At 55.5% G+C, this 23211-nt stretch carries 23 protein-coding genes and 4 tRNA genes; 13 read left to right on the top strand and 14 right to left on the bottom strand.

All coding sequences use genetic code 11. The features are described 5' to 3' along the window. Window positions 1-170 precede the first annotated feature (170 nt). The 3 genes from HMPREF2609_RS09065 (at window position 171) to asd (ending at window position 3125) form a co-directional block, all read left to right on the top strand. The gene (locus HMPREF2609_RS09065) at window positions 171-1079 is read left to right on the top strand and encodes a thymidylate synthase (protein WP_048778371.1); all 909 of its coding nucleotides are present in this window, start codon (window positions 171-173) and stop codon (window positions 1077-1079) included. An 8-nt stretch (window positions 1080-1087) separates the two neighbouring features. Then, entirely contained in the window at window positions 1088-1774 is a 687-nt protein-coding gene (locus tag HMPREF2609_RS09070; RefSeq protein WP_070536492.1) for a dihydrofolate reductase, read from the top strand. 211 nt (window positions 1775-1985) lie between these two features. Beyond that, the gene (gene asd / locus HMPREF2609_RS09075; protein ID WP_070536494.1) at window positions 1986-3125 is read left to right on the top strand and encodes an aspartate-semialdehyde dehydrogenase; all 1140 of its coding nucleotides are present in this window, start codon (window positions 1986-1988) and stop codon (window positions 3123-3125) included. Between the two features lie 244 nt (window positions 3126-3369). Here asd and HMPREF2609_RS09080 read toward each other — a convergent pair whose 3' ends face one another. Next, the gene (locus HMPREF2609_RS09080) at window positions 3370-3714 is read right to left on the bottom strand and encodes a PGPGW domain-containing protein (RefSeq protein ID WP_048778376.1); all 345 of its coding nucleotides are present in this window, start codon (window positions 3712-3714) and stop codon (window positions 3370-3372) included. 278 nt (window positions 3715-3992) lie between these two features. On the opposite strand from HMPREF2609_RS09080, the gene HMPREF2609_RS09085 reads away from it, so the two are divergent. The 4 genes from HMPREF2609_RS09085 to HMPREF2609_RS09100 all read left to right on the top strand — a co-directional run bounded on the left by HMPREF2609_RS09085 (window position 3993) and on the right by HMPREF2609_RS09100 (window position 8583). Next, on the top strand, window positions 3993-4805 hold the full coding sequence (locus HMPREF2609_RS09085; RefSeq protein ID WP_004005367.1) for a hypothetical protein: 813 nt from the start codon (window positions 3993-3995) through the stop codon (window positions 4803-4805). A 70-nt stretch (window positions 4806-4875) separates the two neighbouring features. Then, on the top strand, window positions 4876-5109 hold the full coding sequence (locus HMPREF2609_RS09090; RefSeq protein ID WP_246825632.1) for a hypothetical protein: 234 nt from the start codon (window positions 4876-4878) through the stop codon (window positions 5107-5109). Window positions 5110-5232: 123 nt separating this feature from the next. After that, a complete protein-coding gene (locus HMPREF2609_RS09095) occupies window positions 5233-6561 on the top strand; it encodes an MFS transporter (RefSeq protein ID WP_070536498.1) in 1329 nt (442 codons plus the stop codon). A 303-nt stretch (window positions 6562-6864) separates the two neighbouring features. Next, window positions 6865-8583 (top strand): hypothetical protein, encoded by a 1719-nt coding sequence (locus tag HMPREF2609_RS09100; protein WP_070536500.1) that lies wholly within the window; start codon window positions 6865-6867, stop codon window positions 8581-8583. A 23-nt stretch (window positions 8584-8606) separates the two neighbouring features. Here HMPREF2609_RS09100 and HMPREF2609_RS09105 read toward each other — a convergent pair whose 3' ends face one another. Continuing rightward, the gene (locus HMPREF2609_RS09105; protein WP_070536553.1) at window positions 8607-8981 is read right to left on the bottom strand and encodes a DUF1453 domain-containing protein; all 375 of its coding nucleotides are present in this window, start codon (window positions 8979-8981) and stop codon (window positions 8607-8609) included. Between the two features lie 202 nt (window positions 8982-9183). Here HMPREF2609_RS09105 and HMPREF2609_RS09110 point away from each other — a divergent pair, with 202 nt between their 5' ends. Both HMPREF2609_RS09110 and HMPREF2609_RS09115 read left to right on the top strand, forming a co-directional pair. Next, window positions 9184-9621 (top strand): MarR family winged helix-turn-helix transcriptional regulator, encoded by a 438-nt coding sequence (locus tag HMPREF2609_RS09110; RefSeq protein WP_048752574.1) that lies wholly within the window; start codon window positions 9184-9186, stop codon window positions 9619-9621. A 3-nt stretch (window positions 9622-9624) separates the two neighbouring features. Beyond that, a complete protein-coding gene (locus HMPREF2609_RS09115; RefSeq protein WP_048752576.1) occupies window positions 9625-10161 on the top strand; it encodes a DUF1697 domain-containing protein in 537 nt (178 codons plus the stop codon). Window positions 10162-10228: 67 nt separating this feature from the next. On the opposite strand, the gene HMPREF2609_RS09120 is transcribed toward HMPREF2609_RS09115, so the two are convergent. From HMPREF2609_RS09120 to HMPREF2609_RS09135, 4 genes are all read right to left on the bottom strand, one after another. Beyond that, window positions 10229-10489: a type II toxin-antitoxin system Phd/YefM family antitoxin gene (locus tag HMPREF2609_RS09120; protein WP_023133167.1), complete on the bottom strand. Its 261-nt coding sequence runs from the start codon at window positions 10487-10489 to the stop codon at window positions 10229-10231. Between the two features lie 197 nt (window positions 10490-10686). Continuing rightward, entirely contained in the window at window positions 10687-11796 is a 1110-nt protein-coding gene (locus HMPREF2609_RS09125) for a UDP-N-acetylmuramate dehydrogenase (protein WP_070536502.1), read from the bottom strand. 137 nt (window positions 11797-11933) lie between these two features. Further along, entirely contained in the window at window positions 11934-12395 is a 462-nt protein-coding gene (locus tag HMPREF2609_RS09130; RefSeq protein ID WP_070536504.1) for a MaoC family dehydratase, read from the bottom strand. Then, window positions 12395-12850, bottom strand: a complete 456-nt coding sequence (locus HMPREF2609_RS09135) for a MaoC family dehydratase N-terminal domain-containing protein (protein WP_070536506.1) — start codon at window positions 12848-12850, stop codon at window positions 12395-12397. Before HMPREF2609_RS09135 ends, HMPREF2609_RS09130 begins: the two co-directional genes overlap by 1 nt. Window positions 12851-12971: 121 nt before the next feature. Between HMPREF2609_RS09135 and HMPREF2609_RS09140 the strand changes: the two genes are divergently transcribed. Both HMPREF2609_RS09140 and HMPREF2609_RS09145 read left to right on the top strand, forming a co-directional pair. After that, window positions 12972-13967 (top strand): LLM class flavin-dependent oxidoreductase, encoded by a 996-nt coding sequence (locus tag HMPREF2609_RS09140; RefSeq protein ID WP_048753197.1) that lies wholly within the window; start codon window positions 12972-12974, stop codon window positions 13965-13967. Between the two features lie 169 nt (window positions 13968-14136). Next, window positions 14137-15075 carry a cation diffusion facilitator family transporter gene (locus HMPREF2609_RS09145; RefSeq protein WP_004005385.1) on the top strand — a complete coding sequence of 313 codons (939 nt, stop codon included), beginning with the start codon at window positions 14137-14139 and terminating at the stop codon, window positions 15073-15075. Window positions 15076-15148: 73 nt separating this feature from the next. On the opposite strand, the gene HMPREF2609_RS09150 is transcribed toward HMPREF2609_RS09145, so the two are convergent. The 5 genes from HMPREF2609_RS09150 to HMPREF2609_RS09170 form a co-directional block, all read right to left on the bottom strand. After that, a tRNA-Thr gene (locus tag HMPREF2609_RS09150) sits at window positions 15149-15220 on the bottom strand. 1 nt (window position 15221) lies between these two features. Continuing rightward, a tRNA-Met gene (locus tag HMPREF2609_RS09155) sits at window positions 15222-15295 on the bottom strand. A gap of 29 nt (window positions 15296-15324) precedes the next feature. Further along, window positions 15325-15396, bottom strand: a tRNA-Thr gene (locus HMPREF2609_RS09160). A 207-nt stretch (window positions 15397-15603) separates the two neighbouring features. Next, the gene (locus tag HMPREF2609_RS09165) at window positions 15604-17694 is read right to left on the bottom strand and encodes a DEAD/DEAH box helicase (protein ID WP_048753681.1); all 2091 of its coding nucleotides are present in this window, start codon (window positions 17692-17694) and stop codon (window positions 15604-15606) included. A 465-nt stretch (window positions 17695-18159) separates the two neighbouring features. Continuing rightward, on the bottom strand, window positions 18160-19911 hold the full coding sequence (locus tag HMPREF2609_RS09170; RefSeq protein ID WP_070536508.1) for a DUF2079 domain-containing protein: 1752 nt from the start codon (window positions 19909-19911) through the stop codon (window positions 18160-18162). 219 nt (window positions 19912-20130) lie between these two features. Between HMPREF2609_RS09170 and HMPREF2609_RS09175 the strand changes: the two genes are divergently transcribed. Next, window positions 20131-21270: a DNA-3-methyladenine glycosylase family protein gene (locus tag HMPREF2609_RS09175; protein ID WP_246825633.1), complete on the top strand. Its 1140-nt coding sequence runs from the start codon at window positions 20131-20133 to the stop codon at window positions 21268-21270. Between the two features lie 101 nt (window positions 21271-21371). Here HMPREF2609_RS09175 and HMPREF2609_RS09180 read toward each other — a convergent pair whose 3' ends face one another. The 3 genes from HMPREF2609_RS09180 to HMPREF2609_RS09190 all read right to left on the bottom strand — a co-directional run bounded on the left by HMPREF2609_RS09180 (window position 21372) and on the right by HMPREF2609_RS09190 (window position 22499). Further along, complete coding sequence (locus HMPREF2609_RS09180; protein WP_004005389.1) at window positions 21372-21737, bottom strand: thioredoxin family protein; 366 nt, start codon at window positions 21735-21737, stop codon at window positions 21372-21374. A 178-nt stretch (window positions 21738-21915) separates the two neighbouring features. Further along, window positions 21916-21997, bottom strand: a tRNA-Tyr gene (locus HMPREF2609_RS09185). A gap of 145 nt (window positions 21998-22142) precedes the next feature. After that, on the bottom strand, window positions 22143-22499 hold the full coding sequence (locus tag HMPREF2609_RS09190; RefSeq protein ID WP_004005392.1) for a hypothetical protein: 357 nt from the start codon (window positions 22497-22499) through the stop codon (window positions 22143-22145). 149 nt (window positions 22500-22648) lie between these two features. Between HMPREF2609_RS09190 and HMPREF2609_RS09195 the strand changes: the two genes are divergently transcribed. After that, window positions 22649-23140, top strand: a complete 492-nt coding sequence (locus tag HMPREF2609_RS09195) for a YajQ family cyclic di-GMP-binding protein (RefSeq protein WP_048753676.1) — start codon at window positions 22649-22651, stop codon at window positions 23138-23140. The last annotated feature ends 71 nt before the right edge of the window (window positions 23141-23211 follow it).

Raw genomic sequence — 23211 nt, forward strand, 5'->3', positions numbered from 1 at the left:
GAGTATCGCCATAAAGTCGTTAGGAGCTGGCAGCACAAAAATAATTAGCGCTATACGTTTCTATATCTTAACCATATATTTCGCACCTAGCTTGCAGGTGCCTCTTTTCTGTCCTCCCCTCGTACAATAGAATTTTGACTAAAAAATCTACGCCCAGGAGTCAAGTCACCATGAGTACGCCCGCGCATCACGCCTCTGGTCAGCAGAGCATCCCAACCCCCTATGAGGATCTGCTGCGCGAAATTCTTGATGAGAACCGTGATGCTATTGCCGCCGATGCTCAGCGCAAAGACCGTACGGGCACCGGCACGTTCGGCGTATTTGGGCGGCAGATGCGCTTCGATCTGCGTAACTCTTTCCCCCTGATTACTACCAAGCGTGTGCACTTCAAATCGGTAGCGGTCGAGCTTCTGTGGTTCCTGCGCGGCTCCTCAAACATACGTTGGCTGCAGGAACGCGGCGTGACTATATGGGATGAATGGGCTGACGAAAATGGTGACCTCGGTCCGGTCTACGGGGTGCAGTGGCGCTCCTGGCCCACCCCCGACGGCGGCACCATCGACCAAATCGCGAAAGTGATCGAATCTCTCAAAACGAACCCGTCGTCACGCCGCCACATTGTCTCGGCATGGAACCCCGCCGAGGTTGATGAGATGGCACTGCCGCCCTGCCACGCCATGTTCCAGTTTTACGTGCACGAGCGCCCTGACGGTGTGAAGGAACTATCGTGCCAGCTGTACCAGCGCAGCGCCGACATGTTCTTGGGTGTACCCTTCAATATCGCCTCCTACGCCCTGCTGACCTACCTGATCGCCCACGAGGTCGGTATGGAACCCGGCGAGTTCATATGGACAGGCGGCGACTGTCATATCTACTCCAACCACCTGGAACAGGTGAAAAAGCAGCTCGGTTACGGCAACGACCCCGAGGGTAATCCCTATCCCCCGCGTGAGCCCTACCCGTACCCCAAACTCGTTATCAAAACGAAGAAACCTTCTATTTTTGATTACGAGTATGAAGACTTTGAGCTCATCGATTATAAGCATCATCCGGGGATTTCTGCCCCCATCGCGGTTTAGGACAATCGATGCGTGAAGATGAATCCCCCTCCCCCGCACAACCGTGCCTCGGCGCTATTTGGGCGCAGACCGATGCGGGTATTATTGGGCGCGACGGCACCATGCCCTGGCGTGCCCCCGAAGACCTTGCGCATTTCAAAACCGTCACCATGGGTAAGCCCGTCATCATGGGGCGGCGCACCTGGGAGTCTTTTCCACCGCGTTTTCGACCGTTGCCTGAGCGCACCAATATCGTCATCAGCCGCAGTATTACGAGCGATTCAGCCGCGCCTCTTAAAGGCGATGGCGCGCTTTGGGTTCCGTCGCTGGATGCGGCTCTCACCCTCGCGGGCAACACACCTTTAACGCCCAACACTACCCAGCACCCAGATGCGGCACATCAGCGAGTTACTGCCTGGATCATTGGCGGCGGCTCCGTCTATGCGGAGGCGCTTTCCCGCGAGGATTTACCTTCCTTTGGTCGCGTCGAGATTATCGAACGCACCTTCTTCTATTGTCAGGAAGGTAACGAGATTACGGGTGATACCTACGCCCCCGAACTCGCGGTAGAAGGATTTATGGCTGCGGACGAATCGGCGCGATGGCGCATCCTGGGTGAAAGCGCTTGGGAGAAGAGCGAGCGCGGCTACCTGCTGGATGCTTCGGGCGGGAAAAATCCCATGTATTATTCATTTCAGACCCTAGCCCGCCTCTGATGTACCTGGCGCGGAAATTCCCTACAACAACGTTCGCCTGTGCGAACGGCAAAGTGTAGTCTCGTTTGTCTGAGGTACATTCGTTCACCTCGCAACGTCTTACACCACAGCTCATCACGCTCCTCACACTTCACCTGGTCTTTTCCCATACTGACTAGGGGTTATGACGCTGTTCCACGCGATATGTGGCACACGGGGTAGACTAGAAATTATGAATTTTAATCCCGGTGACTCAGTAGGTTTTGTAGGTTGGCGCGGCATGGTTGGTTCCGTGTTGATGAAGCGCATGCTTGAAGAGAACGATTTCAACGATATTCCTCCCGTTTTTTTCACAACCTCCAATGTGGGCGGTGAAGCCCCCACCTTCGACGGCACGCTTGAACCTTCTACGCTGAAGGATGCGTACGATCTGAATGAGCTTCACCAGCATAAGATTATTGTGACCGCACAGGGCGGTGACTACACGAAAGAGGTTCACCCGAAGCTGCGCGAGTCCGGCTGGGAGGGGCTGTGGATTGATGCCGCTTCTGCCCTGCGCATGAACAATGATGCCATTATCGTGCTCGACCCCATTAACCGTGATGTGATTGACCGCGGGCTCGAATCCGGTGTGAAAGATTTTATTGGCGGCAACTGCACCGTCTCATGCCTGCTCATGGGGCTGGGTGGTCTCTTCAAACAGGGTCTGGTGGAATGGACCACCTCGATGACCTATCAGGCGGCTTCAGGGGGCGGCGCCCGTCATATGCGCGAGGTTCTGGGGCAGTTCCGCGACCTCGGCAATGAGGTGTCTGCCGAGCTTAACGATCCGGCAGCGGCGATCCTGGAGATCGACCGTAAGGTGCTCGCTAAGCAGCGTTCGGGTGACCTTGATACCGCGCAGTTCGGGGTTCCGCTTTCCGGCTCGCTAATCCCGTGGATTGACTCTGACCTGGGCAATGGGCAGTCCCGCGAGGAATGGAAGTCTGATGCCGAGACCAATAAAATTTTGGGTCTTGAGGGCGATAACCGTGTGATTATGGACGGTTTGTGTGTGCGTATCGCGGCCATGCGTTCGCATTCTCAGGCGCTCACGATGAAGCTGACCGACGACCTGCCGGTTGCCGAGATTGAGCGTATTATCGCTGAAGATAACCAGTGGGCCCAGGTGGTGCCGAATACTAAGGACGCCACGATGGAGGGTCTGACTCCGGTTGCCGCTTCCGGCTCGCTGAATATTCCGGTGGGGCGCATCCGCAAGTTGGCGATGGGCCCGCAGTATATTAGTGCTTTCACGGTGGGCGACCAGCTGCTGTGGGGTGCCGCCGAGCCGGTGCGCCGCATGCTCAAGATCGCGGTTGGAAAGCTCTAAAGTAGCCTTCTCAAAGTATTCGTGGGCGCGGTGCCGTAAGAACGGTTCCGCGCCTACGTATGTTGAGTCTAGCCCACAAGCTTTGAACGATATGCGTGGGAATGAGCAAAACGTTGCCTGTACCCGCGCCTCTTGGTGAATAAGCTTTCTGGTTGCCCCGAACCTAGCGGATAAACGTCTGCCCCCGCATCCTCAATCAGGATGCGGGGGCACAGGTTCAAAGTAGACAGGTACGTCTTTCAGGCTATACTTTACGCGCAGCCTTCTGGGCTTTTCGTTTTTCACGCCAGGCTACGTAGCGGTGCCAGAGTGAAATCACTAGCTTTTTGAGTCGCTGATTCAGACGATGCGCCCATGCGAACTCGGTTCCCCAGATTCCCAAACCGATAAAGATAAACAGCCAGCCGGGGCCAGGTGTGACAAGCATAATCAGACCGGCAATGAAACAGAAGCCGCCTACGGCAATCACAAGAGGCTTGTAGAGATGTTTCAGCACCGGGTGAGCGTGCATCCGAGCTTTCTTTTTCTCTAGCCACAGGTGAAACTTGCTGGTTTCACTCTCTGTAACTTCATCCTCTAAGGTTTTCACACATCACCTCTTCTCAGGGCGGCTCTCACCTGTGCGTACACGATACATCAACAGCCTAGCACCCGCGCCTGGGAACTCCCTGATAACCTAACATCGTAAAAAATATCTTTTATGACACCCTCACTATCGCGGCGCCAAAAGATTATAGTATTGTTATCACAACACCTTAATAGCGGACAAGGTTTATAAATATTTGATAACAATATGGCAATGTCTTCTATTTTTAGACCTTTTACCTCATATTAAGGAAATGCACCTCTACACACGCAGAGAGAATCATGGAAAAAATTTCCTATACAACAGAATTTACACTCTGGCCGGTTCCCCATGCCCGACCCCTGGTTGATGGAAAGCCAGAGTCGGGTGCGCATCCAGCAGAATATTTGCATCCCGGCAAACTGCATCTTGAAACGAGCGATGATAATTACGTTGATTTATACATCGTTCCTCCCCTTTTTAAACCCGGATATCCCCCGGGATACCAGTTTTATGCCGATCTTATTTTTAGCAATATTTATATTGCACAAGATTTACAGTTTTATTATCGAGCATTTCATGATGAATTACAGTTTGCGGTATCCTCTGATACTATTTGGCAAAATCGCGACCATCAATATGCTGTAGCAATTGTTGACAAAGATTTGAACCTAAGCTGGACTCTGCGCGATTCCGACCCCTTGCGCATGGAATTTATCGAAACCGTTATCAACACCATTCACGCAAGCATGTTCAAGATGCCCCCCATTCTTGCCGAGGGCGAGTATATGGAGTTTATGAATGAGAGGAATATTCTGGACTCCGCTCACCTATGCTGCGGCGATCGTGTTCTTCGCGCGATTGATGTTAAGGCACACACGAATGACCCCGTGCGAGTTCTCACGGAAACCGATTACAGCGCTGTTATACGCGGTACCGTCTATCCCAGTGCCCGACTCATCTGGAGCGTCCCTCTAGAAGATGCACGCTACTGGCACAACGCCTACAACGTTTTGACTGTTGATCCGGTCATTGGCGCTAAGATCCCCGCCGATGTGCGCGCCATCTTAGAGCATCTGCCCGCCGCGCCCGCCTATACACAGGGACACTCGTAGGTTACTGCGGGTCTTACCCCGCATATCCAATCGGTATTAGATACGTGATGGCCTGCCCGTGGGCCATGAGGTGCTGGCACACTGTCAGGTTTCGCAGGATGCGGTACCGCATCCTGCCTCCACCCGAGATGCCGATAATACACCCCGGGCTCCTCTGCTAGCGTGGGATATTGTCGATACAAATCACGACCGCATGGCCTGTATTCGCGCCGTTTTCGGGCGTATCGCCAGGTTCTCGCGGCTAGACAGTGCTGTGCTGCCTGCGGGCGAACACTATATTTCCCGGGACTCTCAGAGGGTTTAAGACCTTATATGACATGTTTAGGTCATTACTACCTTATGTTGATGTAAACTATAGACACGGGAACAAAATTCCCCTTTAGGTACCTAACCCTCGTAACTACCTCCGCATTATCTTAGGCTCCTCATGGCAAAGACCTCTCTGACAGCACGATTAGAAACTCTCCCCTTTACTAAGAAACACACCAAGCTCTTGGGCGTCACCGGTATCGGCTGGGCGCTCGACGCCATGGATGTTGGGCTTATCTCCTTCATCATGGCGGCACTGACCAAACAGTGGGCGCTCTCCCCCACCGAAACAAGCTGGTTAGGCTCCATCGGCTTTTTAGGTATGGCTCTGGGCGCCACCGTCGGTGGGCTTCTCGCCGACCGTTTTGGACGACGCTACGTTTTCGCCGCAACGCTACTCATCTACGGTTTGGCGACGGGCGCATCCGCACTCGCCGGTTCACTAGCCGTTTTGATGGTTTTCCGGTTTATTGTGGGGCTGGGGCTCGGGGCTGAGCTGCCGGTCGCATCCACGCTGATGTCGGAATTTTCGCCGCGCGCTATTCGCGGTCGCGTGGTCGTTATTTTAGAGGCGTTTTGGGCACTCGGATGGATTCTTGCGGCGCTTATCGGCACCTTTGTTGTGCCGAACCCAAACGGCTGGCGGTGGGCACTTGCCATCGGCGTGATTCCGGCACTGTATTCGCTGATTATTCGCTGGGGAACACCCGAATCCGTGCGGTTCTTAGAGTCGAAAGGGCGCATTGACGAGGCAGAACGAGTGGTTGCCGAATTTGAGAGCTCTGCGGCCCTCAGCACACGTGCTCACGCGGATGAAACCAACCGTGACAATGCACCTGAGACCCCTGCCAACGATGCCCAGGAGGCAACCTCCATCTGGTCGGCTCCACTGCGTAAACGCACGCTGGCGCTGTGTACCGTATGGTTCTGCATTAACCTCTCGTACTACGGGGCGTTTATCTGGATACCCTCGCTGCTGAGCGCACAGGGTTTCAGCCTAGTGAAGTCCTTCGCGTTTACCCTGATTATGACCTTGGCGCAGCTGCCCGGCTATGCAGTGGCCGCCTACCTGATTGAGAAGTGGGGGCGCCGAGCCACCCTCGCCGTATTTTTGGCTGGTTCAGCAGGCGCGGCGGTATGCTACGGCCTCTCACATTCGGATTTCTACATTATCCTCAGTGGGTGCTTCCTCTCGTTCTTCAACCTGGGCGCATGGGGCGCACTCTACGCCATTAGCCCAGAAGTATTCCCCACCCGGCTGCGCGGCACCGGCACCGGCACGGCGGCCGGACTGGGGCGCATCGCCTCGATTCTGGCGCCGCTTATCGTTCCGCCGCTCATCTCTTTCGGCGGCACCGGAGTACTGTTCGCTGTTTTCGCGGCGGCATTCCTTCTGGCGGCGGTTACTACCTTCGCGCTGCCCGAAAAGCGCGGGAAATCGCTCTAGCTGCTAAAACCTTCAACACAGGAATGATGTGAAGCATAGTGTGCCGAGAAGGTGGGAATCTCTCACCTTCTCGGCTTTTTTCTTTGTTTATCAGGTGCTCGTGGAGTCGCAGAAGACATAGGGTGCATAATCTGCGGGGCACGCCGCAGACACACTATGAGGCGTTGACGTATTTCCAGGTGCCGATACGTTATGATGGCTAAACATCGTGTGTTGCCGCCTCATTATTGTGTACAGGGTGGGGCTCAGTGCGTATCTCAAGTGAGATAGAACAGTCTAGACATCAACCTCAAGGAGCGCGGCATGGCAGAAACCCCCGCAGTCACCTATATTCCCTGGCCAATTGCCCACACGCCCGCGCCGCTTGAGAACGGTGAACCGGTCGCAGGCAGGCATCCTGCTGAGTATCTGGGACCCGGGGTGCTGCACTATATCGGTTCGGAATTTCACCTGATGGCGGAGCTGAACCCGTACCCTTTCGATCCCAAAAACCCGCATCGGTTTAGGGGTGAACTGGTGCATCGGTACACGTATTTCTCAGGCAATATCACGTTTAGTTTCAAAGCTGATGAGGATTATCTTTACTTCACGGCGCACGTTTTTCTGGCCTGGCAAGAGCCCTCTGACCGCACGTACGCGCGCGCCCGGGTGGATCGTAATTTCGCTTTTCACTGGGAGCAGCACGATGATGACCCGCAGCGTTCGGTCTATATTGAGGCGGTCTTCATGGCGCTGTACCGCAGCCTCAGCGTTGAGCATACGGCGCTTGAGGACGGTGAGTTCCTAGACCTGAACGAAGACACGTGTTACTATTCATACCATATGCGCCAGGGTGACAATATTATTCGGCTAGCGTACGTTACCAAATGCAGTTCTCGAACATACCTTGACGTGACGACCGACTACCGGGCAACGGTTTTGAGCTACTGCCACCCTCCGGCGCAGCTGGCGTGGAGCGTTCCGACCGAGGATGCGCGCTACACATTCGAACATACCGATCCCCTTATCTATCCCCCAGAGACCGGGGAAAAAATTCCCGAGTATGTGCGCCGCATACTCCCCCATCTGCCGACAGCACCCTACCGGCAAGCCGCCCGTTCCTACCCGCCCGCCTCAGAGTATGGTGCGGTCTTTACGCACTGGCCTATGACGGTTCAGCAGGGTGAGGATATTCGTGGTGCCCAGTATCCGTGGCAAAAGCTCGTTTCCGGGGAGTTTTTAATTCAAAGCCCGCAAAGCGCCCCCTTCAGAATGTATCTGGATGCCTGCGAACCCGATTGGGATTCCATGAAGGGCGACCACGATACCTACGCCGAGCTAATGCCCATCTCGGGGATTATGCCTAACTTGAATCATGCGCGGCCCTGGTTTGGCGTAGATTTTACGCTCGTCATGCGCCGCTGGAATAACCGTTTGGTGTTTGTGGCGGAGCATCTGACCCCGTGGCGTGCCACCGACTGGGAGGTGTGCGCCGTCGCGACCCTAGAGGCGGAAGGAAACCTGGTCTGGGAGCTTCGCGATGAGGTCCCCGGGCGCGGCGCCTATATTGAAGCCTTGGTGGGGCATATTGTGGATTCTCTAGGAACCGAGCCGCCCGTACTCGCCCCGGGCGAAGGCAAGGTTCTCTACGATGATTACGGCCAGGTCTCGTCGGTGCACGTCAATACGGGTGAAGCCATGCTGCGGGCGCTCATCACGCGCATCTGGTACGGGGTGGACCCGACAACCGGTCAGCGGGCACCGTACCTGTATGAGGCGCGGGTCAAAGATCAGTTTGATGAGGATTCCAGGGGCGGGTTCAGCACGATCGCGTGGAGTTCGCCCGAGAAGTTCTACTACTGGAGCTGGGATCGGGTTCCCGGGTTCGTGCCTGCGGTAACCGACCCCGAGATTCTGCGCCGCGACGAGGTGGATCTGCTGATTCCGCATCTTCCGGTTGCCCCCGGCGTACCCCCACAGGAGAATGAAGACGATGCAGCGGTGCCGTGGTTTTACGAGGCTTCAGGTGCTACGAAAGAGTAAGGCCAGATGTGCTAAGTGCAGCATCATGTTGTGGTGGCAAGCAGAGCTTGGCGTGCATGAATTAGTTTCCACGCTAGTACAAAGGTGCGGCTCATAACCTCGCAGAGAGCCATCATGATAAGGGCGCTGGCCCATGCATCCAGAGGAATGGAGCAGTCGAGAGAAAATCGATAAATCTGTTCCGCCCCACCGTGTTCTGCATATAAGCCAAAAACAAGACGTCCGCTCATCCCGACCAGCCAGAAAACGACAGCCCAGCCGCCTGCACGCGCATATATCTGGCGGTTCTGTGTATACACTGCCGTCGTCATACCGCACGCCACGCCGAGAATTAGCCCGATCGTTATGCATCCAATGATGAGCATCCACCCGTTGTTGTGCAGGGGGAAGCCCGTCATATATTCAATAACAGCCCATCCGACGAGAAGTATTGGCCAGATGAGGCTAAAAATTGTGAGTTTTCGCCCTCTAATTTGCCGTAGCACCAACATCATTAGGGCACAAGAAACCAAAATATCTATCAGCGTCATAATTATATCTCCACAGATATATCTTAGCAGATATACTTATGCCTGAATCTCGACCTTTTATACTGGAATCATGACTCTGGGGGAACTGTATCAACTTGCACGCATGCTGCGCGATATTACTATCACGGCTGGGTCACTTACCCATATGTCGGTACATCCGAGTGAAGCGATGGTATTTGAGGATATTGTGCAGCACCCCAACACGACTATTAACCAGGTTGCAGAGCGCACCCATCTAGCGCAGAGCCGTGTTTCGACAATGGTTAATGCCATGGTCGCAGAAGGTGCGGTTACGGTCAGTACCGACTCTCAAGATCAGCGCCGCAAGACGCTTCAGGCAAGCCCTCAGCTACTGCAAGACATCAAGTCTATAAACCCCGATGAAGCCATTCGCCAAGCTATACATCGACTTTATCCGAGCCTGTCGGAACATCAGATAGCGGATGTCACACAACACCTCGACCACATTTTTACCCTGCTCAGCGCAGACTCAAGGAGCGAGTCATAGCATATGCAGTACATTCTTTTACTCAGGAGCGTCAACCTGGGGAAGCTGCGTAAGGTGTCGATGCCCGAGCTGAAGAAGCGGCTGACTGCGCTGGGGTACGAGAACGTCACAAGCTATATCAACTCGGGGAACCTGCTATTTGTGAGCTCGCGGGATAAAACCACCGTGGCACAAGAGATCACCGAGCTGCTGGCGGAGCATTACGATTTTGAGATTCCATTCTCGCTTCTCACCGCTGACGAATACCGCAAGGATGCGCGCAACCTGCCCGAGTGGTGGAACGAGGACATGCCACGCCTGGACGCCATGTTTTTCACCATTGATGCTGATCGCGATGCACTCGCCGCCGAGCTCGAAACGCTGGATGTTCCCGACGAGGTGCTTCACGTAGGAACCTGCGCCGTCTACTTCGGTAACTACAGCACGCCCGACTACAAGAAAGCGCAGTACGGAAAGTTCATGTCAAAGAAAGCCTTCGCAAACCAGCTGACTCTGCGCAACGCCAAAACCTGCAACAAGATTCTAGACCTGCTGGATTAACAACGCCACCCCACCCACATCACAGTTTGAGTTTCGTATGGGGTGGGTGATCCGTTTAATCCGCCAACTAATCCTCAAAATCCACAGGACGGCGTTGGGCACGGCTGCGCGGCTGTAGTTCTAATTCAATATCGGCGGCGTCGAGTGGCATCAAAGCGTCTAAACCACTCCGAACGGATTTAGACTGCAAAGTCTTCTCATACTCGGTATAGGTCATGAGCACGTATGCGGGTTCGCCCCGATTGGTAATAATGACTGGTTCGGTTTGTGCCGTTTTCTGTGCTTGGCTGACGTTCTGCTTGAACTCTTGATTGGTCATCACGGTCATTACGATAGCTCCTTACGCAGCGATATATCTGCAAGAATAGGATGCGCCCCTGAGAACGGTAAGAAAACTCCTAAAATTACAGACCCCACAAACCGCGAGCAGATAGGATTTCGATGAGCAGATAACTGAGCGCTATCTTTTTGTCAAAATCCTATCTGCTCGCGGGAGTATTCGCGGGAATAAGAGGCTGAAGAGTCCTAAATCTTCCCGTTCACCACAACCGGCTCGGGCACCAGCTCAACCCCGAATTTCTCGGCAACACCGGCGCGCACAGCGCGGGCAATAGCGAAGATATCCTCAGCGGATGCGCCCCCGCGGTTCGTAATCGCCAGCGTATGCTTGGTCGAGAGCGAGGCGCGACCGCCCGCAATCTCGCGCGAATCACCTTCGAGCCCGAAGCCTTTCTCGAACCCAGCGTGCTGAATCAGCCAGGCGGCGGAGAGCTTCACATGCTCCTCGCTCTCCTGCTGCTCGGTTCCGAACACTCCGGTGCGCGTTACTACCGGGAAACGCGGCGCATCCTCAGGCAAAGAATCAAGCACAGACACCGGCACAATCGGGTTCGTGAAGAACGAGCCGGTCGAGAAGGTATCGCGGTCGGAGGCATCCAGCACCATCCCCTTGGAGGCACGCAGCGTCAGCACCTTATCCCGCACCAGCGCGGATTCGGCACGCTTCCCCACCTGCACACCCAGGCTCTTCGCCAGTTCCCCATACTTAATGGGTGAAGACAGGCTGCCGAGCGTGAACTGGAAATCCACGGTCAGCACCACATAGCGCGGCGAGCCGTTCACCATGTTTTGCTTCAGAATTGAATCGCGGTAGCCGAAACGCAGATCGGCGTTTGCAAAAGTCTTGAACTTTCCCGTCTCGCGGTCCCAGGTGCGCACGGACGCAATGAACTCGCTAACCTCCACCCCGTAGGCGCCCACATTCTGCACGGGGGTTGCGCCCACGGTCCCGGGAATACCCGACAGTGCCGCCGGGCCGGACCATTCTTTTTCAATGCTCAGCTGCACGAAATCATCCCACACAGCACCCGCCTGCACGCGCACATTCGCGCCACCGCACGCAGGAATGGGCAGCTCCTCAACCCCGGTGGATGCAATATGCACAACGGTACCGTCAAACCCGGCATCAGAAACCAGCAGGTTTGAGCCGCCACCCACGATCAGCACGGGTTCGTTGGCAGCATCGGCGGAGGAAACGGCCTCGACAATCTCGGCTTCAGTCGTGGCGCGGATGTATGTGCGGGCAGGTCCGCCAACTTGGGCGGTAGTGATCTCACTCAGCAGCTTTTCAGTCATGTCTTTAAGAATACCGGTCTGTCACGTTTTATTCCGTTAGGGTCAGCTAAACCTTATGGCAGGCCCGCCCCGTAGTCGGAGCGGACCTGCCATAACTCAACGCACAGTCACACAGAGTATCGACTGCAAGGCGCAGCCTAGGCAAATTTCACTACGGCCTGAGTCTTCATCAGAACCTTCTGCTGCCTGCCTTCACCGTCGTCAGCGGTAACGGTAAGGTCGATGCGAGCCGTGCGCACATCCTCATCCACGGCGCCTACCTTGCCGGTAATCGTCAGCGCATTCGTGGGGGTGTCCGGGTTGTCGCCGCCGGGCGCATCCGGCACCGGTACGGGCTTGGTGAAGCGAGTCTGGTAGTCCACGATTGCACCCGGATCGCCCGCCCAATCGCTCACCAGCTGCACGGCGGTGCCCATCGTGAGCATACCATGCGCAATCACGCCGGAAAGCCCCACGGACTGGGCAAAACGCTCGTTCCAATGAATCGGGTTGAAGTCACCGGATGCGCCCGCATACCGCACCAGTGATGCACGCGAAATCTCGACGGTTCGGGAACCGATCTCTTGCCCTTTTTCGAGTTCTGCAAAGTTTACGGACATTATTCGCCTTCCTCGTCGGCGCGTACCAGCAGGGATGAAATACAGGTGGTAACGGGGTTTCCGTCGGCATCGGTGATTTCTTCGCGGGTGGTGAGCATGGCGCCCACACCCATCACACGCACGGAATCCACATGAACTTCGGTGCGCAATTCGTCCCCCGCCACGATGGGACGGTGATGCGTAAAGCGCTGGTCGGCGTGCACCACACGAGAGAAATCGATGCCCGCAGATTTATCACCAATCAGAGCGGCATCGGCAGCTTGGGACAGGATGATAGCGAAGGTGGGCGGGGCGATCAGGTCTGCGTAGCCTGCGGCGCGTGCCGCCTCAACGTCATGATGCAGAGGGTTTTCGGCGTGTACGGCGCGGGCAAATTCCCGGATCTTCTCGCGACCGACGACGTAGGTGCCCTCGGCGGGGTACACGCGACCCACAATGTCAGGGTTAATACTCATACCCACCAGTCTATCGGGTTGGTACCGTAGCTGCCGCCGCTTACCGCGAACATAAAGGTATCCATGAGCATAGGGAGCGTAGACTAAAAGGGTACTTTTTCTCGTTCTGAAAGGAGCCATCATGTCTATCCCGTTCTCGGTCCTTGATCTTATGCCCACGCGCCCCGATGATTCTCACGCGCAGACCATGCGCAAGACGGTTCAGGCGGCGCAGGCGGCTGAGCGTTTTGGGTTCAACCGTTTCTGGGTTGCCGAGCATCATAACGCGGGTTCGCTGCTGTCGTCGGCAACGGTCGTGGTGATGGCAGAGCTCGCCGCCGCAACCGAGCGCATCCGGGTGGGTTCGGGCGGCATTATGCTCCCCAACCACGCCCCCTATGTAGTGGCAGAACAGTTTGGCACCTTAGAGGCGTTCCATCCCGGGCGCATTGATCTGGGTTTGGGTCGTGCGCCCGGTACCGACCCTATGACCGCGCAGGCGCTTCGTCGCGATAATTCTGCGGCCATGAATTTCCCCGCCGAGGTAGAAGAGATTCAGCGCTATCTGGGTGAGCCCTCCCCCATGCGCCGCGTACACGCTATCCCCGGGCAAGGGTCCAATGTGCCGCTCTATATTCTGGGGTCATCAACTTTCGGGGCCTCTTTGGCGGCTAAGCTGGGTCTGCCGTTCTCGTTTGCTTCACACTTCGCCCCGGCTGCCCTGCAGGATGCGCTCAATGTCTACCGCAATAACTTCACCCCGTCGCAAACCCTGGATAAACCCTACGTTATTGTGGGTGCAGGGTCGCTGGTTGCCGAAACGGATGAGCAGGCGCAGCATCTTTTCACGACTGCGCAACAGCACGCCCTGGGGATTATTCGCGGGCGTCCGCAGTTCTCTCCGCCAGTCGACGATATGGAAAAGCTGTGGAGTCCTGCCGAGAAACGGCATATCTCCTCAATGCTTCAGGAGGCGGTGGTCGGTTCCCCGCAAACGGTTCAGAGCAAGCTCGAAGATTTGGTTGCCCGCACCGGTGCAGACGAAGTGATTATCACGAGCACGCCGTGGGAGTTTGAAGACCGCATTCGAAGCTACGAATTGCTTTCGGAGCTGCCGATTTTCCAGAAAACCAATTAGACTAACGAGGATTTATCTCACCTCTTCTGAGCGATTTACCACATACTTCTGGCATGTCTTGGCATAAGGTTTATGAGGCTTTACCCTAGATATATAAAATAACTTTTATATATTATTGGTAAGCCCCTTCCCCACACCAAGACATGCCAGAACAACAAAAGGTACGCTCATGAGCTCGGAAGACCAGTATTCTTCTGCCCGCACCCGTTCCCAGAACCCAGACCTGCGTCCGCGAATTGCACTCGCCTTTGGGCTTGCTGCAGCGATTGTCGTAATCCAGTTCGTCGGATCTCTTATGACGGGCAGTCTCGCCCTTCTTACCGATACGGCGCACGCGCTCACCGATGCCTCCGGACTGCTAGTCGCTTTGATAGCGGCGACTCTCGCGCTGAAGCCCGCAACGGCACAACGAACCTGGGGATTCCGACGCATCGAAGTTCTTGCAGCACTCGCCCAAGCCACCTTACTGATGGCGGTCGGTCTTTATGCGGCCTTTGAAGGGATTCATCGTCTCTTCGAGCCTCCAGAGGTACCGGCTTCCGAACTTTTGCTCTTCGGCGTCATTGGTTTGGCGGCAAATATTGCCGGAATCATGGTGCTTTCTGGGCGCCGTGATGCGAACTTTAATATGCGCGCTGCGTTCCTTGAAGTCCTCAACGATGCACTTGGTTCCGTGGGCGTCATCGTCTCTTCACTCGTTATAGTCTTCACCGGCTTCATGCAGGCCGATGCCATTGCGGGCTTATTCATTGCGGCGCTAATTGTTCCTCGCGCGGCAAAGCTCATGCGTGAGACCACCGGTGTACTGATGGAGTTCTCTCCCCAAGGGCTGGATCTTGAAGAAGTGCGTCGCCATATATTGACCGTGCCGGGTGTACATGAGGTTCACGATATACATGCCTCAACCATAGCAACGGGTCTGCCCGTACTGACCGCTCATATCGTTATCGCCGATAAATGCTTCACGAATGGTGAGGCCCTGGAAATCTTGCGGCAAGCCCGAACCTGCGTATCCGAGCATTTCGAGGTATCTATTAGCCACTCGACCTTCCAGCTTGAGAATGCGCTTTTCGGGCAGACAGAACCCGAAGAGACCCAACACCCTTAGATACGTGTGACCCATTTAGCCACCCGAAAGGCACAAACAAAAAAGCCTGCCTCATACGAGACAGGCTTAGCTGAGCCCCGACCGGGAATCGATCCCGGGACCTCCATCTTACCAAGATGGCGCTCTACCACTGAGCTATCGGGGCGTAGCGGTGGACGGGCTCGATCCGTCGACCTCACGATTATGAGTCGTGCGCTCTAACCAGCTGAGCTACACCGCCAGAACATCAACCTTGCAGGCCAATGCGAGAGCCCCGACCGGGAATCGATCCCGGGACCTCCATCTTACCAAGATGGCGCTCTACCACTGAGCTATCGGGGCAACAGATAAAAGTTTACAGTATCCTAAACCACCCGCGCAAATAAGGGTTAGGTGTTCTGTGACACTTTGTTTTAGCCCTAAAAATAGGCGTTTTTACACCGTTTATTCGCGGATGCGCCCACCGGTTTTTCCGTCCACAATACCGGCGGGCGCATCCCGCTTTTATGAAATAACGAAACGCCTTATTTTACGGCTAACTTTCACAGACTAGTAGCGTTTACCGTGTGACTTTCCGCGGCGATCATCCCGACCACCACGGTGATCATCGCGACGGGACCGGAACCCGCCATCGCGGCGATCGTTGCGGCGGAAACTGCGGCCACCGCCTCCCTGAGGTCCCCGATCCTTACGGATGTTGATGAACTCACCGGCAATCTTGGTATCACGCAGACGATCGAAGAAACCCTTGGGCAGGTCTTCGGGAAGACCCACGATCGTGAAGTGCTGGCGAATATCGATCGAGCCGATCTGTGAGCCCTTAATACCGCCCTCGTTTGCAAGCGCGCCCACAATGGCAGAGGCTTTAACCCGAGAGGCGCGGCCCACGTTGAGTTTGTAGTTCACCATGCCTTCGTCGCTGTGGTTTCGCCCCTTCTTGGGCCCGCGTTTGCCGCGGTCCTTGGTGTCGTCGGCGAAAGCGCGGGATTTACGGGCAATATCGTCGTTTTCATCGAGGAAGAAGGCGCGACCTTGCTGTGCAATGACGGCGAGCGCGGCGGCAATGTCTTCTGCCGTGGTGTCGTGCTCGTTTTCATAGTCTTCGATGATCTTGCGGAAGAAGTTTAGGTCTTCCGTTTCGATCGTTTCGGTGATCTGCTCGGCGAAGCGCTGTTTACGGCTGCTGTTCACGTCTTGCGCGGTGGGCATATGCATTGGCTCAACCTTTTGACGGGTTGCCTTTTCGATCTGCCGCAGCATGTATTTTTCGCGCGGAGTTACGAAGAGTATCGCTTCGCCGTCGCGTCCGGCTCGACCGGTACGCCCGATGCGGTGCACATAGGATTCGGTGTCGTGCGGAATATCGTAGTTCACCACGAGGGAGATGCGTTCAACATCCAGTCCGCGGGCGGCTACGTCGGTTGCTACGAGAATGTCGATGCGTCCGTCGCGCAGCGCATCCACGGTGCGTTCGCGCAGCTGTTGGGGAATGTCGCCGTTAATAGCTGCCGCTTGGAAACCGCGTGCTTTGAGTTTATCGGCTACTTCTTCGGTTTCTTTTTTGGTGCGCACGAAGACGATAATGCCGTCGTAGTTTTCGACTTCGAGCACGCGGGTCATGGCGTCAAGTTTGTGGGAGTGCATGACCTGCATGTAGCGCTGGCGGATGTTCGCCCCGGTGGTGGTCTTGGTTTTGACGCGCACCTCGGTGGGGTCGTTGAGGTATTGCTGAGCGATTTTGCGGATCGAGTTGGGCATGGTGGCTGAGAAGAGTGCCACCTGTTTGGCGTCCGGGGTACCTTCGAGAATGGTTTCTACGTCTTCGGCGAAGCCCATGCGCAGCATTTCGTCGGCCTCATCCAGTACCAGGTATTGCAGGTTTGAGAGGTCGAGCGAGCCCTTTTCGAGGTGGTCGATCACACGCCCGGGGGTGCCGACGACTACCTGTGCGCCGCGGCGCAGTCCGGCAAGCTGGGGTCCGTAGGGTGAGCCGCCGTAGATGGGAAGCACAGTGAAGTCTTCCATGTGGGTTGCGTAGGAGGAGAAGGCCTCGGCAACCTGCAGGGCGAGCTCACGGGTGGGGGCAAGTACAAGCACCTGGGTGTCTCGGGAAACGCCGTTGATATCGGCAAGTTCTGCCATGCGGGAGAGCGCGGGCAGCGCGAAGGCTGCGGTTTTGCCGGTACCGGTCTGCGCCAGACCCACCACATCGTTGCCGTCGAGCAGCGGCGGGATGGTCTGTTCCTGGATGGGGGAAGGTTTCTCGTAGCCGACTTCTTCGAGTGCAGAGAGCACTCGGGGGTCTAGCCCCAGGTCGGTGAATCGGGTGCCTTCTTCTTCGTGGCTTTCGTGAGTATTGTCTTCAGTATTCTTCTTAGTGGCCGCGTTGTCTTCTCTAGGCTCTGCTGTCATGCTTTCTGCAGCGTCTGCTTTTTCGTTCGCGGGTTTTTCACCGGTTTCTAGGGAAGATTCTTCAACGGTTTTTTCTACAGATAAGGTCTCTTCGGTATTGCCGAGCGTAGCGCCTTGTTCGGTGTTCTCGGCAGGAATATTTTCAGTCACTTTTTCCTCATTTTGCTGGGGTGTTCGGGCGCACGCTTTTCGGCGCCGTTCGGATTCCCCTACACATTCCAGCCACATTCTGCGCGCCTTATTATCAGGCGGGCGAGCAAGACAACGCAACCCGGGCATCCGGTAAGGCGGAGGCACTCAGGGATAGGATTTCTCTACGCTGGGGGTTGGTCTTGAATTTCTCGGTGACACGCAAGTCTCGGCACATCTGGAATGAGGTGCGATGTGTATTGACGCCACGAGGCGGCATAGCATACTGAGTTCGGTGATTTTGAGTTCGGCGCCAAGAATGAGGTTAGTAACCGATTCGACCGGTTGGGGGCGCACAAGACCTGTATCGGGGGTACCCGTCTTTATAAGTGTACCCTACTTTGGTGCGGCAACGCGCCGGATGCGCGCAAACCCCGGTTTTTCGCCGCGGGTTCTAAGCAAAATAGCCCCTTCAGGTCATGGAAACATGGATGTGCAAGGCTATTTCCCCATACTACTGCGCGCTTGCGGAATGCAGCGCGCAGGGCGGTGGGATGGGTACGCCTAAGATATTTTACGCACGACCTCAAGGGAACCGTAAGTACCCACCTGCGCATAGGGGTGCCCATAACGGTCAGCAGCATACTGTGCGGTGTTTTGCGGCGGGTTACCTCCCCACGCTGAGCCGCGCTTATCGATCACCACGTAGTCGGGCGCCGGTTCTCCCGCATGCCCAATCCAGTAGACAGTTCGCCCCGGAATAAGTTGGGTGAGGGTCGAGAGGTCTGCCGCAACGCTTACATCCTGCGGTACCGCCTCAACAGCCTGCATACGGCTCGTTTCGGAGGCCGTCAGCCGGTTGCTGGTGAACGAAGACTTGGTCAAATCGGCAAGCGGCTGGTCGGACGTGGGTGTAACGGTCGGAATAATCGAGACCAGCAGCGCAACCGCCGGGAAGAACCAGAGCGGAACACGGCGGACGGACTGGCGCAGATTCTCGACCCATCCGATGGGTTGATCCCCGGTTTCTGCCGGTTCATCCTCTGATTCTTCGTCTTCCGCAAGCGGCTTCGGATGCGCCAGCACCTTCCCGTACCGCAAGTTGAGGATAACCTCTAGAAGAGCGAGGAAAGCCACGGGCATCAGCACGAGCGAGTAGTGCCAGGTGCTCAGCCAGTACGCCTCCGTATTTGAGAGCAGACGCCACAGAAGCGTGGGCAGAATGACGATAGCGAACGGGCTCGCAACCCAGATGATCGCGCCGCAGAAAAGCAGCAGCAGAATCGTCCAGACCTTCTGGTCATAGTTAAAGATGGTGATCGCAGAACCGAGCGGATCGGCGAAAGCGCCGTATACATCAACCTTATCGCCGTAATCGAACTGCCCGTTGGCGTTAAAGAGCGGAAGAATAAGCGCAACCGCGGCATAAGACCAGAAGAGGCCCCAGAGTATCAGCATGGTTGATTCAGCGGCACCCCGCGTCTTAACCCAGGAATTAAAGGTGTTGCGGATGCGCTCACCCCGCGGCAGCGGTTTATCCTCAGGATTCTGGGGGAAGAGCTCGTCGAGCCCTTTGCGTATCCACCCAGTGCGGACGAATGCGACAATACCGATCATCGCGGCAGTAACGCCCATATCTTCTTTGACGAAGGCAAGCGGGGCAGCCCACAGACAAGCACGAATAATATAGCGGGAGCGTTCATCAGCATTGATGCGACCGGCAAGCACCAGATTACCCAGCGCCCCACACAAGAACGGCAGAGCGAACGCAACCTCATGGAACTGCGCAGCCACCGCCTGCTGCACCCCGTAGCTGAGGGCGAAGGCAGCACCCAGAAGAACACCCACAAAAGTTCCTGCGGGTTCGGGTTTGGCGCTTGAGAGGGCACATGCCCGCTGTGTAAACCGCACCATCATATAGACGCTGGCGGCAATCATAAAATTCTGGACCACTAGAAGCGTCAGCGGCGAGGGGAAAACCGCATACACAGGCCCTAAAAGCACCAGAATAGGATGAAAATGATCGCCCCACAGATTAAAATCGGTCCCCTTAATCTGCACAATTGGCATGTCGAAATGCGAATATGCCTGCGCCATCTGCGTGAAAATCGCAAGATCCCATGAAGGGGTAATCCAGTGCTTAAGCTGCTGAACGGAGTAATAGCAATAGAGGGCAAAAACCGCTAGGGCGAGCATAATCGCCACCAGCACTCTGCCCGCGGTCACCGAACGATGTGCCCGGGTATGTTGTGATGCAGAAGTTTTCGCCGATTTCTCGGTAGGTTCCGAGTCGGGTGCACTCACCTCAGCCGCCATGCGTTTTCCTCGTGTTTGTTGTGTTTGGTGCCCGGTGGCAAGCACACACGTTCTTAAGTTACGCTACGTCGCCGGTGCGCCCGCTCACCTGTGAAATATATAGTTACTACTCAGGGTATCCTATTATTAAACGTTATCCCGAGATCTGCGCCTTTTTTACGCAGTTAACTCAAGATATATCTCACGCGCATATTTTCTCCCCTACACGCTAAGGATGCTGTGCCCACCGAATCCGTGCCTGATGCCGCATACCGCATCGAGCTTTCCCGCTTACCGATGCGCACCTCGGCGCTGACGGCGCGCATCACGGTAGGAATACAGGCGCTTATTTACCCGTACGTTCCGGTGCATGTAGGACAGACACTCGGTCGTTTACAGCGCGGCCCGACCGATCCGACTTTTCACCGTCTGCGTGCCCCGCGTTCTGAGCGCTCACACGCGGCAGACGATACTCTGTGGATCGGGGCGCGCACGCCGTCCCTGCAGCTGCCCGCGACCCTGCACTTTACCCGCCGTTTCGAGGGCGCAACCTCTGCGCTGAATGCTCCGGTTCAGGTTTGCCTGTGGGCGGAGTCCTCCCCCGCTATATCCGACGATGCATTCCCTACCGAACAGGTCTACAGCGAGCTTGAAGACTTTGCCTCCCTTATGCCCGCGTGGCTGGGCCTGCACGATCCCCGAGAAGAGTTTGCGAAGCTCCCCGCTTTTGAGCATCTGCCGCTAAAAATTCGGCGTGCTTATCGTGAGAATCCGGGGCTACGGCTGAGCGCATCCGGGCAGCTTACCCGGCATATGTTAGCGGCGATCGTAGAACAGCGGGTGACCCAACCGGAGGCTTTTGACGCACTGCGCTGGATTATCATGCGATACGGCGAGTCCGCGCCCTTCAGCGGCAATCCGGCACAGCCTCCTCATCTGCGGGTGTACCCTACTGCTCAGGTTCTAGGCACAATTCCCTCATGGGATTGGCATCGTGCGCGGTTAGATTCCGCCCGATACAGCGCGATTTACCATTTTGCCCAACGCGCCGATGCACTCGAACGCCTTGGGGCAACCGGTCGTATCGTACACCTTGCGGCGGCTCTCGACGATATTCCGGGGGTTGGTCCCTGGTCGGTGGCGGAAGCTCTTCAAGGTTTCTGCGGGCATCCGGATGCTGTCAGCGTGGGCGACTACCACTTAGCGCATACAGTGGGGTTTGCTTTTACGGGAGAACGCACCGACGACGCCGGAATGCTTCGCCTGCTTGCCCCTTACGCCGGTCATCGGCAGCGGGTTGTGCGCCTTATTCAGGAGGCGGGCATTCGCAAACCCAGGTATGGTGCGCGTATCAGTATTCCGGATTACCGGGATTTTTAATATGCGTGTGGAGCCGGTACCGTAAAAAGTACCGACTCCACACGCATAAACCACCCTTCACCGGGCGGGTTTATCACCTAACTATCTCTATGATGAAATGGCTAGTTCTGCTCTGCAGTTGCCATTTCTTCACGAACCTTATCCATATCGAGTTCGCGGATCGAAGTAATCACCTGCTCAAACTGGGACTCATTGAGCGCACCGGGCTGGGAGAAGACGAGAATACCGCCGCGGAAACCCATAATGGTGGGAATGGAGGTAATGCCTGCGGCCTGTGCCAGCTGACTCTGATCCTCGGTATCCACCTTGCCGAAGACGATATCGCTGTACTTCTCGGAGGCTGCCTCGTAGACGGGAGCGAACTGCTTGCAGGGACCGCACCAGTCTGCCCAGAAATCGAGGAATACGATATCGTTACCCTCGACAGTCGAGGTAAGGTTCTGCTGGGTGATTTCAATAGTAGCCATGGAGATAACGCTACACCCTGCACGTACATTGCGCTAATTTTTCACTCACAGACTAATAAATAGTTTAAAGCGCGTCATAAACCCTATTTTTTTGCCGTGAGCGGGCATTTTTGTCGGGTGTGCGAGGGTGCCAGATGCAAAGAACCCGGCTACCGAAGTAACCGGGTTCTTTTTAGGGTGGCAGATGAGGGATTCGAACCCCCGTAGGCTGTGCCAGCTGATTTACAGTCAGCCCCCTTTGGCCGCTCGGGTAATCTGCCGAACTAGCTAGGCTAGAAGTTCGCTCAAGCGAACAGAGACTACTGTACAGGTTTTTAATGAACTTGTGAAGCCAGAGCCTAGCTTTGTGACGAATACAACTTTTTGGGCTGTTTTTCGTTTTCGGAGGCTATTTTTCAGGCGAGTTTACAGGTCGCCGTCCTGCTCCATCAGAAGCGTAATTTCCAAATGCTCAAGATAGCGTAGCGCCTGTTCAACTGTGCACATCTCGCTTCGAATCTCACGAGCAAGATCGCGCCGCACTCCCTCGAAGCGGGCAACGAGTTTGGGATCTGTCAGCGTTGAGCCGATTCCCTCGAAGGCAGGAGGCTCAACAACATCCGAAGAATCTTCGCTCTGAACCGCATCCACTCGCTCTGCCTCGGGGATGTTCTCAGGTTCAGAACCAATCGAACTGTAGAGGTCAAGGAACAGCAGGGTTTCAGCATCGCGAGCTTCTTCGCGATTCACGCTGCCGGTCGTTGACGAGTATTGTGTAGCCATGTTTCCATTCTGGATGTTCAAGGTTAACAACAGCTGAGAAATGCATCAATGAACCTGAAAATTATCTGTGAGCGCAACAGAAAACAGGTATTCTATGAGGGACAGATACCGTCGTATTCCGCACAAACACAACGAAAGGACATAGTTTTATGGCAAGCGAATCTTCTTTCGATATTGTCTCAAAAGTTGATAAACAAGAGGTCGCCAACGCCCTGCACCAGGCACAAAAAGAGGTTTCGCAGCGTTACGATTTCCGCGGTGTCGGTGCTGAGATCGACTTCTCAGGCGAGAAGATTCTCATTAAGGCAAACGCCCAAGAACGAGCTCTCGCGGTGCTCGACGTTTTCCAATCAAAGCTCGTCAAGCGCGGTATTTCGCTAAAGTCCCTGGACGCAGGCGACCCCTACGCTTCGGGTAAAGAGACCCGCATCGAATGCTCCATCAAGGAAGGTATCGCACAGGATCAGGCTAAGAAGATTTCCAAGCTGATCCGCGATGAAGGACCTAAGGGTGTGAAGGCTACGATTCAGGGCGATGAGCTACGTGTGTCCTCAAAGTCTCGTGATGATCTGCAGAGCGTGATTTCACTGCTTAAAGGTGCAGATCTTGACGTTGATCTGCAGTTCGTGAATTATCGCTAGATACCTCTGCTGTGCACGTAGCATCAGTGCACCATTAAGGCGGGGTGGTTACCAGTTCTGGTAACCACCCC

The organism is Rothia sp. HMSC058E10 (assembly GCF_001809415.1).
GTDB lineage: Bacteria > Actinomycetota > Actinomycetes > Actinomycetales > Micrococcaceae > Rothia > Rothia dentocariosa.

Bases quoted from the DNA above. Each gene is read 5' to 3' on its own strand.
- HMPREF2609_RS09120 (WP_023133167.1), bottom strand. From the start codon at position 10,489: ATGACCGTGATGACCAATCAAGAGTTCAAGCAGAACGTCAGCCAAGCA.
- asd (WP_070536494.1), top strand. From the start codon at position 1,986: ATGAATTTTAATCCCGGTGACTCAGTAGGTTTTGTAGGTTGGCGCGGC.
- HMPREF2609_RS09115 (WP_048752576.1), top strand. From the start codon at position 9,625: ATGCAGTACATTCTTTTACTCAGGAGCGTCAACCTGGGGAAGCTGCGT.
- HMPREF2609_RS09145 (WP_004005385.1), top strand. From the start codon at position 14,137: ATGAGCTCGGAAGACCAGTATTCTTCTGCCCGCACCCGTTCCCAGAAC.
- HMPREF2609_RS09165 (WP_048753681.1), bottom strand. From the start codon at position 17,694: ATGTGGCTGGAATGTGTAGGGGAATCCGAACGGCGCCGAAAAGCGTGC.
- HMPREF2609_RS09190 (WP_004005392.1), bottom strand. From the start codon at position 22,499: ATGGCTACACAATACTCGTCAACGACCGGCAGCGTGAATCGCGAAGAA.
- HMPREF2609_RS09130 (WP_070536504.1), bottom strand. From the start codon at position 12,395: ATGTCCGTAAACTTTGCAGAACTCGAAAAAGGGCAAGAGATCGGTTCC.
- HMPREF2609_RS09195 (WP_048753676.1), top strand. From the start codon at position 22,649: ATGGCAAGCGAATCTTCTTTCGATATTGTCTCAAAAGTTGATAAACAA.
- HMPREF2609_RS09125 (WP_070536502.1), bottom strand. From the start codon at position 11,796: ATGACTGAAAAGCTGCTGAGTGAGATCACTACCGCCCAAGTTGGCGGA.
- HMPREF2609_RS09110 (WP_048752574.1), top strand. From the start codon at position 9,184: ATGACTCTGGGGGAACTGTATCAACTTGCACGCATGCTGCGCGATATT.
- HMPREF2609_RS09100 (WP_070536500.1), top strand. From the start codon at position 6,865: ATGGCAGAAACCCCCGCAGTCACCTATATTCCCTGGCCAATTGCCCAC.
- HMPREF2609_RS09135 (WP_070536506.1), bottom strand. From the start codon at position 12,850: ATGAGTATTAACCCTGACATTGTGGGTCGCGTGTACCCCGCCGAGGGC.
- HMPREF2609_RS09065 (WP_048778371.1), top strand. From the start codon at position 171: ATGAGTACGCCCGCGCATCACGCCTCTGGTCAGCAGAGCATCCCAACC.
- HMPREF2609_RS09170 (WP_070536508.1), bottom strand. From the start codon at position 19,911: ATGGCGGCTGAGGTGAGTGCACCCGACTCGGAACCTACCGAGAAATCG.
- HMPREF2609_RS09105 (WP_070536553.1), bottom strand. From the start codon at position 8,981: ATGACGGGCTTCCCCCTGCACAACAACGGGTGGATGCTCATCATTGGA.
- HMPREF2609_RS09180 (WP_004005389.1), bottom strand. From the start codon at position 21,737: ATGGCTACTATTGAAATCACCCAGCAGAACCTTACCTCGACTGTCGAG.
- HMPREF2609_RS09140 (WP_048753197.1), top strand. From the start codon at position 12,972: ATGTCTATCCCGTTCTCGGTCCTTGATCTTATGCCCACGCGCCCCGAT.
- HMPREF2609_RS09085 (WP_004005367.1), top strand. From the start codon at position 3,993: ATGGAAAAAATTTCCTATACAACAGAATTTACACTCTGGCCGGTTCCC.
- HMPREF2609_RS09095 (WP_070536498.1), top strand. From the start codon at position 5,233: ATGGCAAAGACCTCTCTGACAGCACGATTAGAAACTCTCCCCTTTACT.
- HMPREF2609_RS09070 (WP_070536492.1), top strand. From the start codon at position 1,088: ATGCGTGAAGATGAATCCCCCTCCCCCGCACAACCGTGCCTCGGCGCT.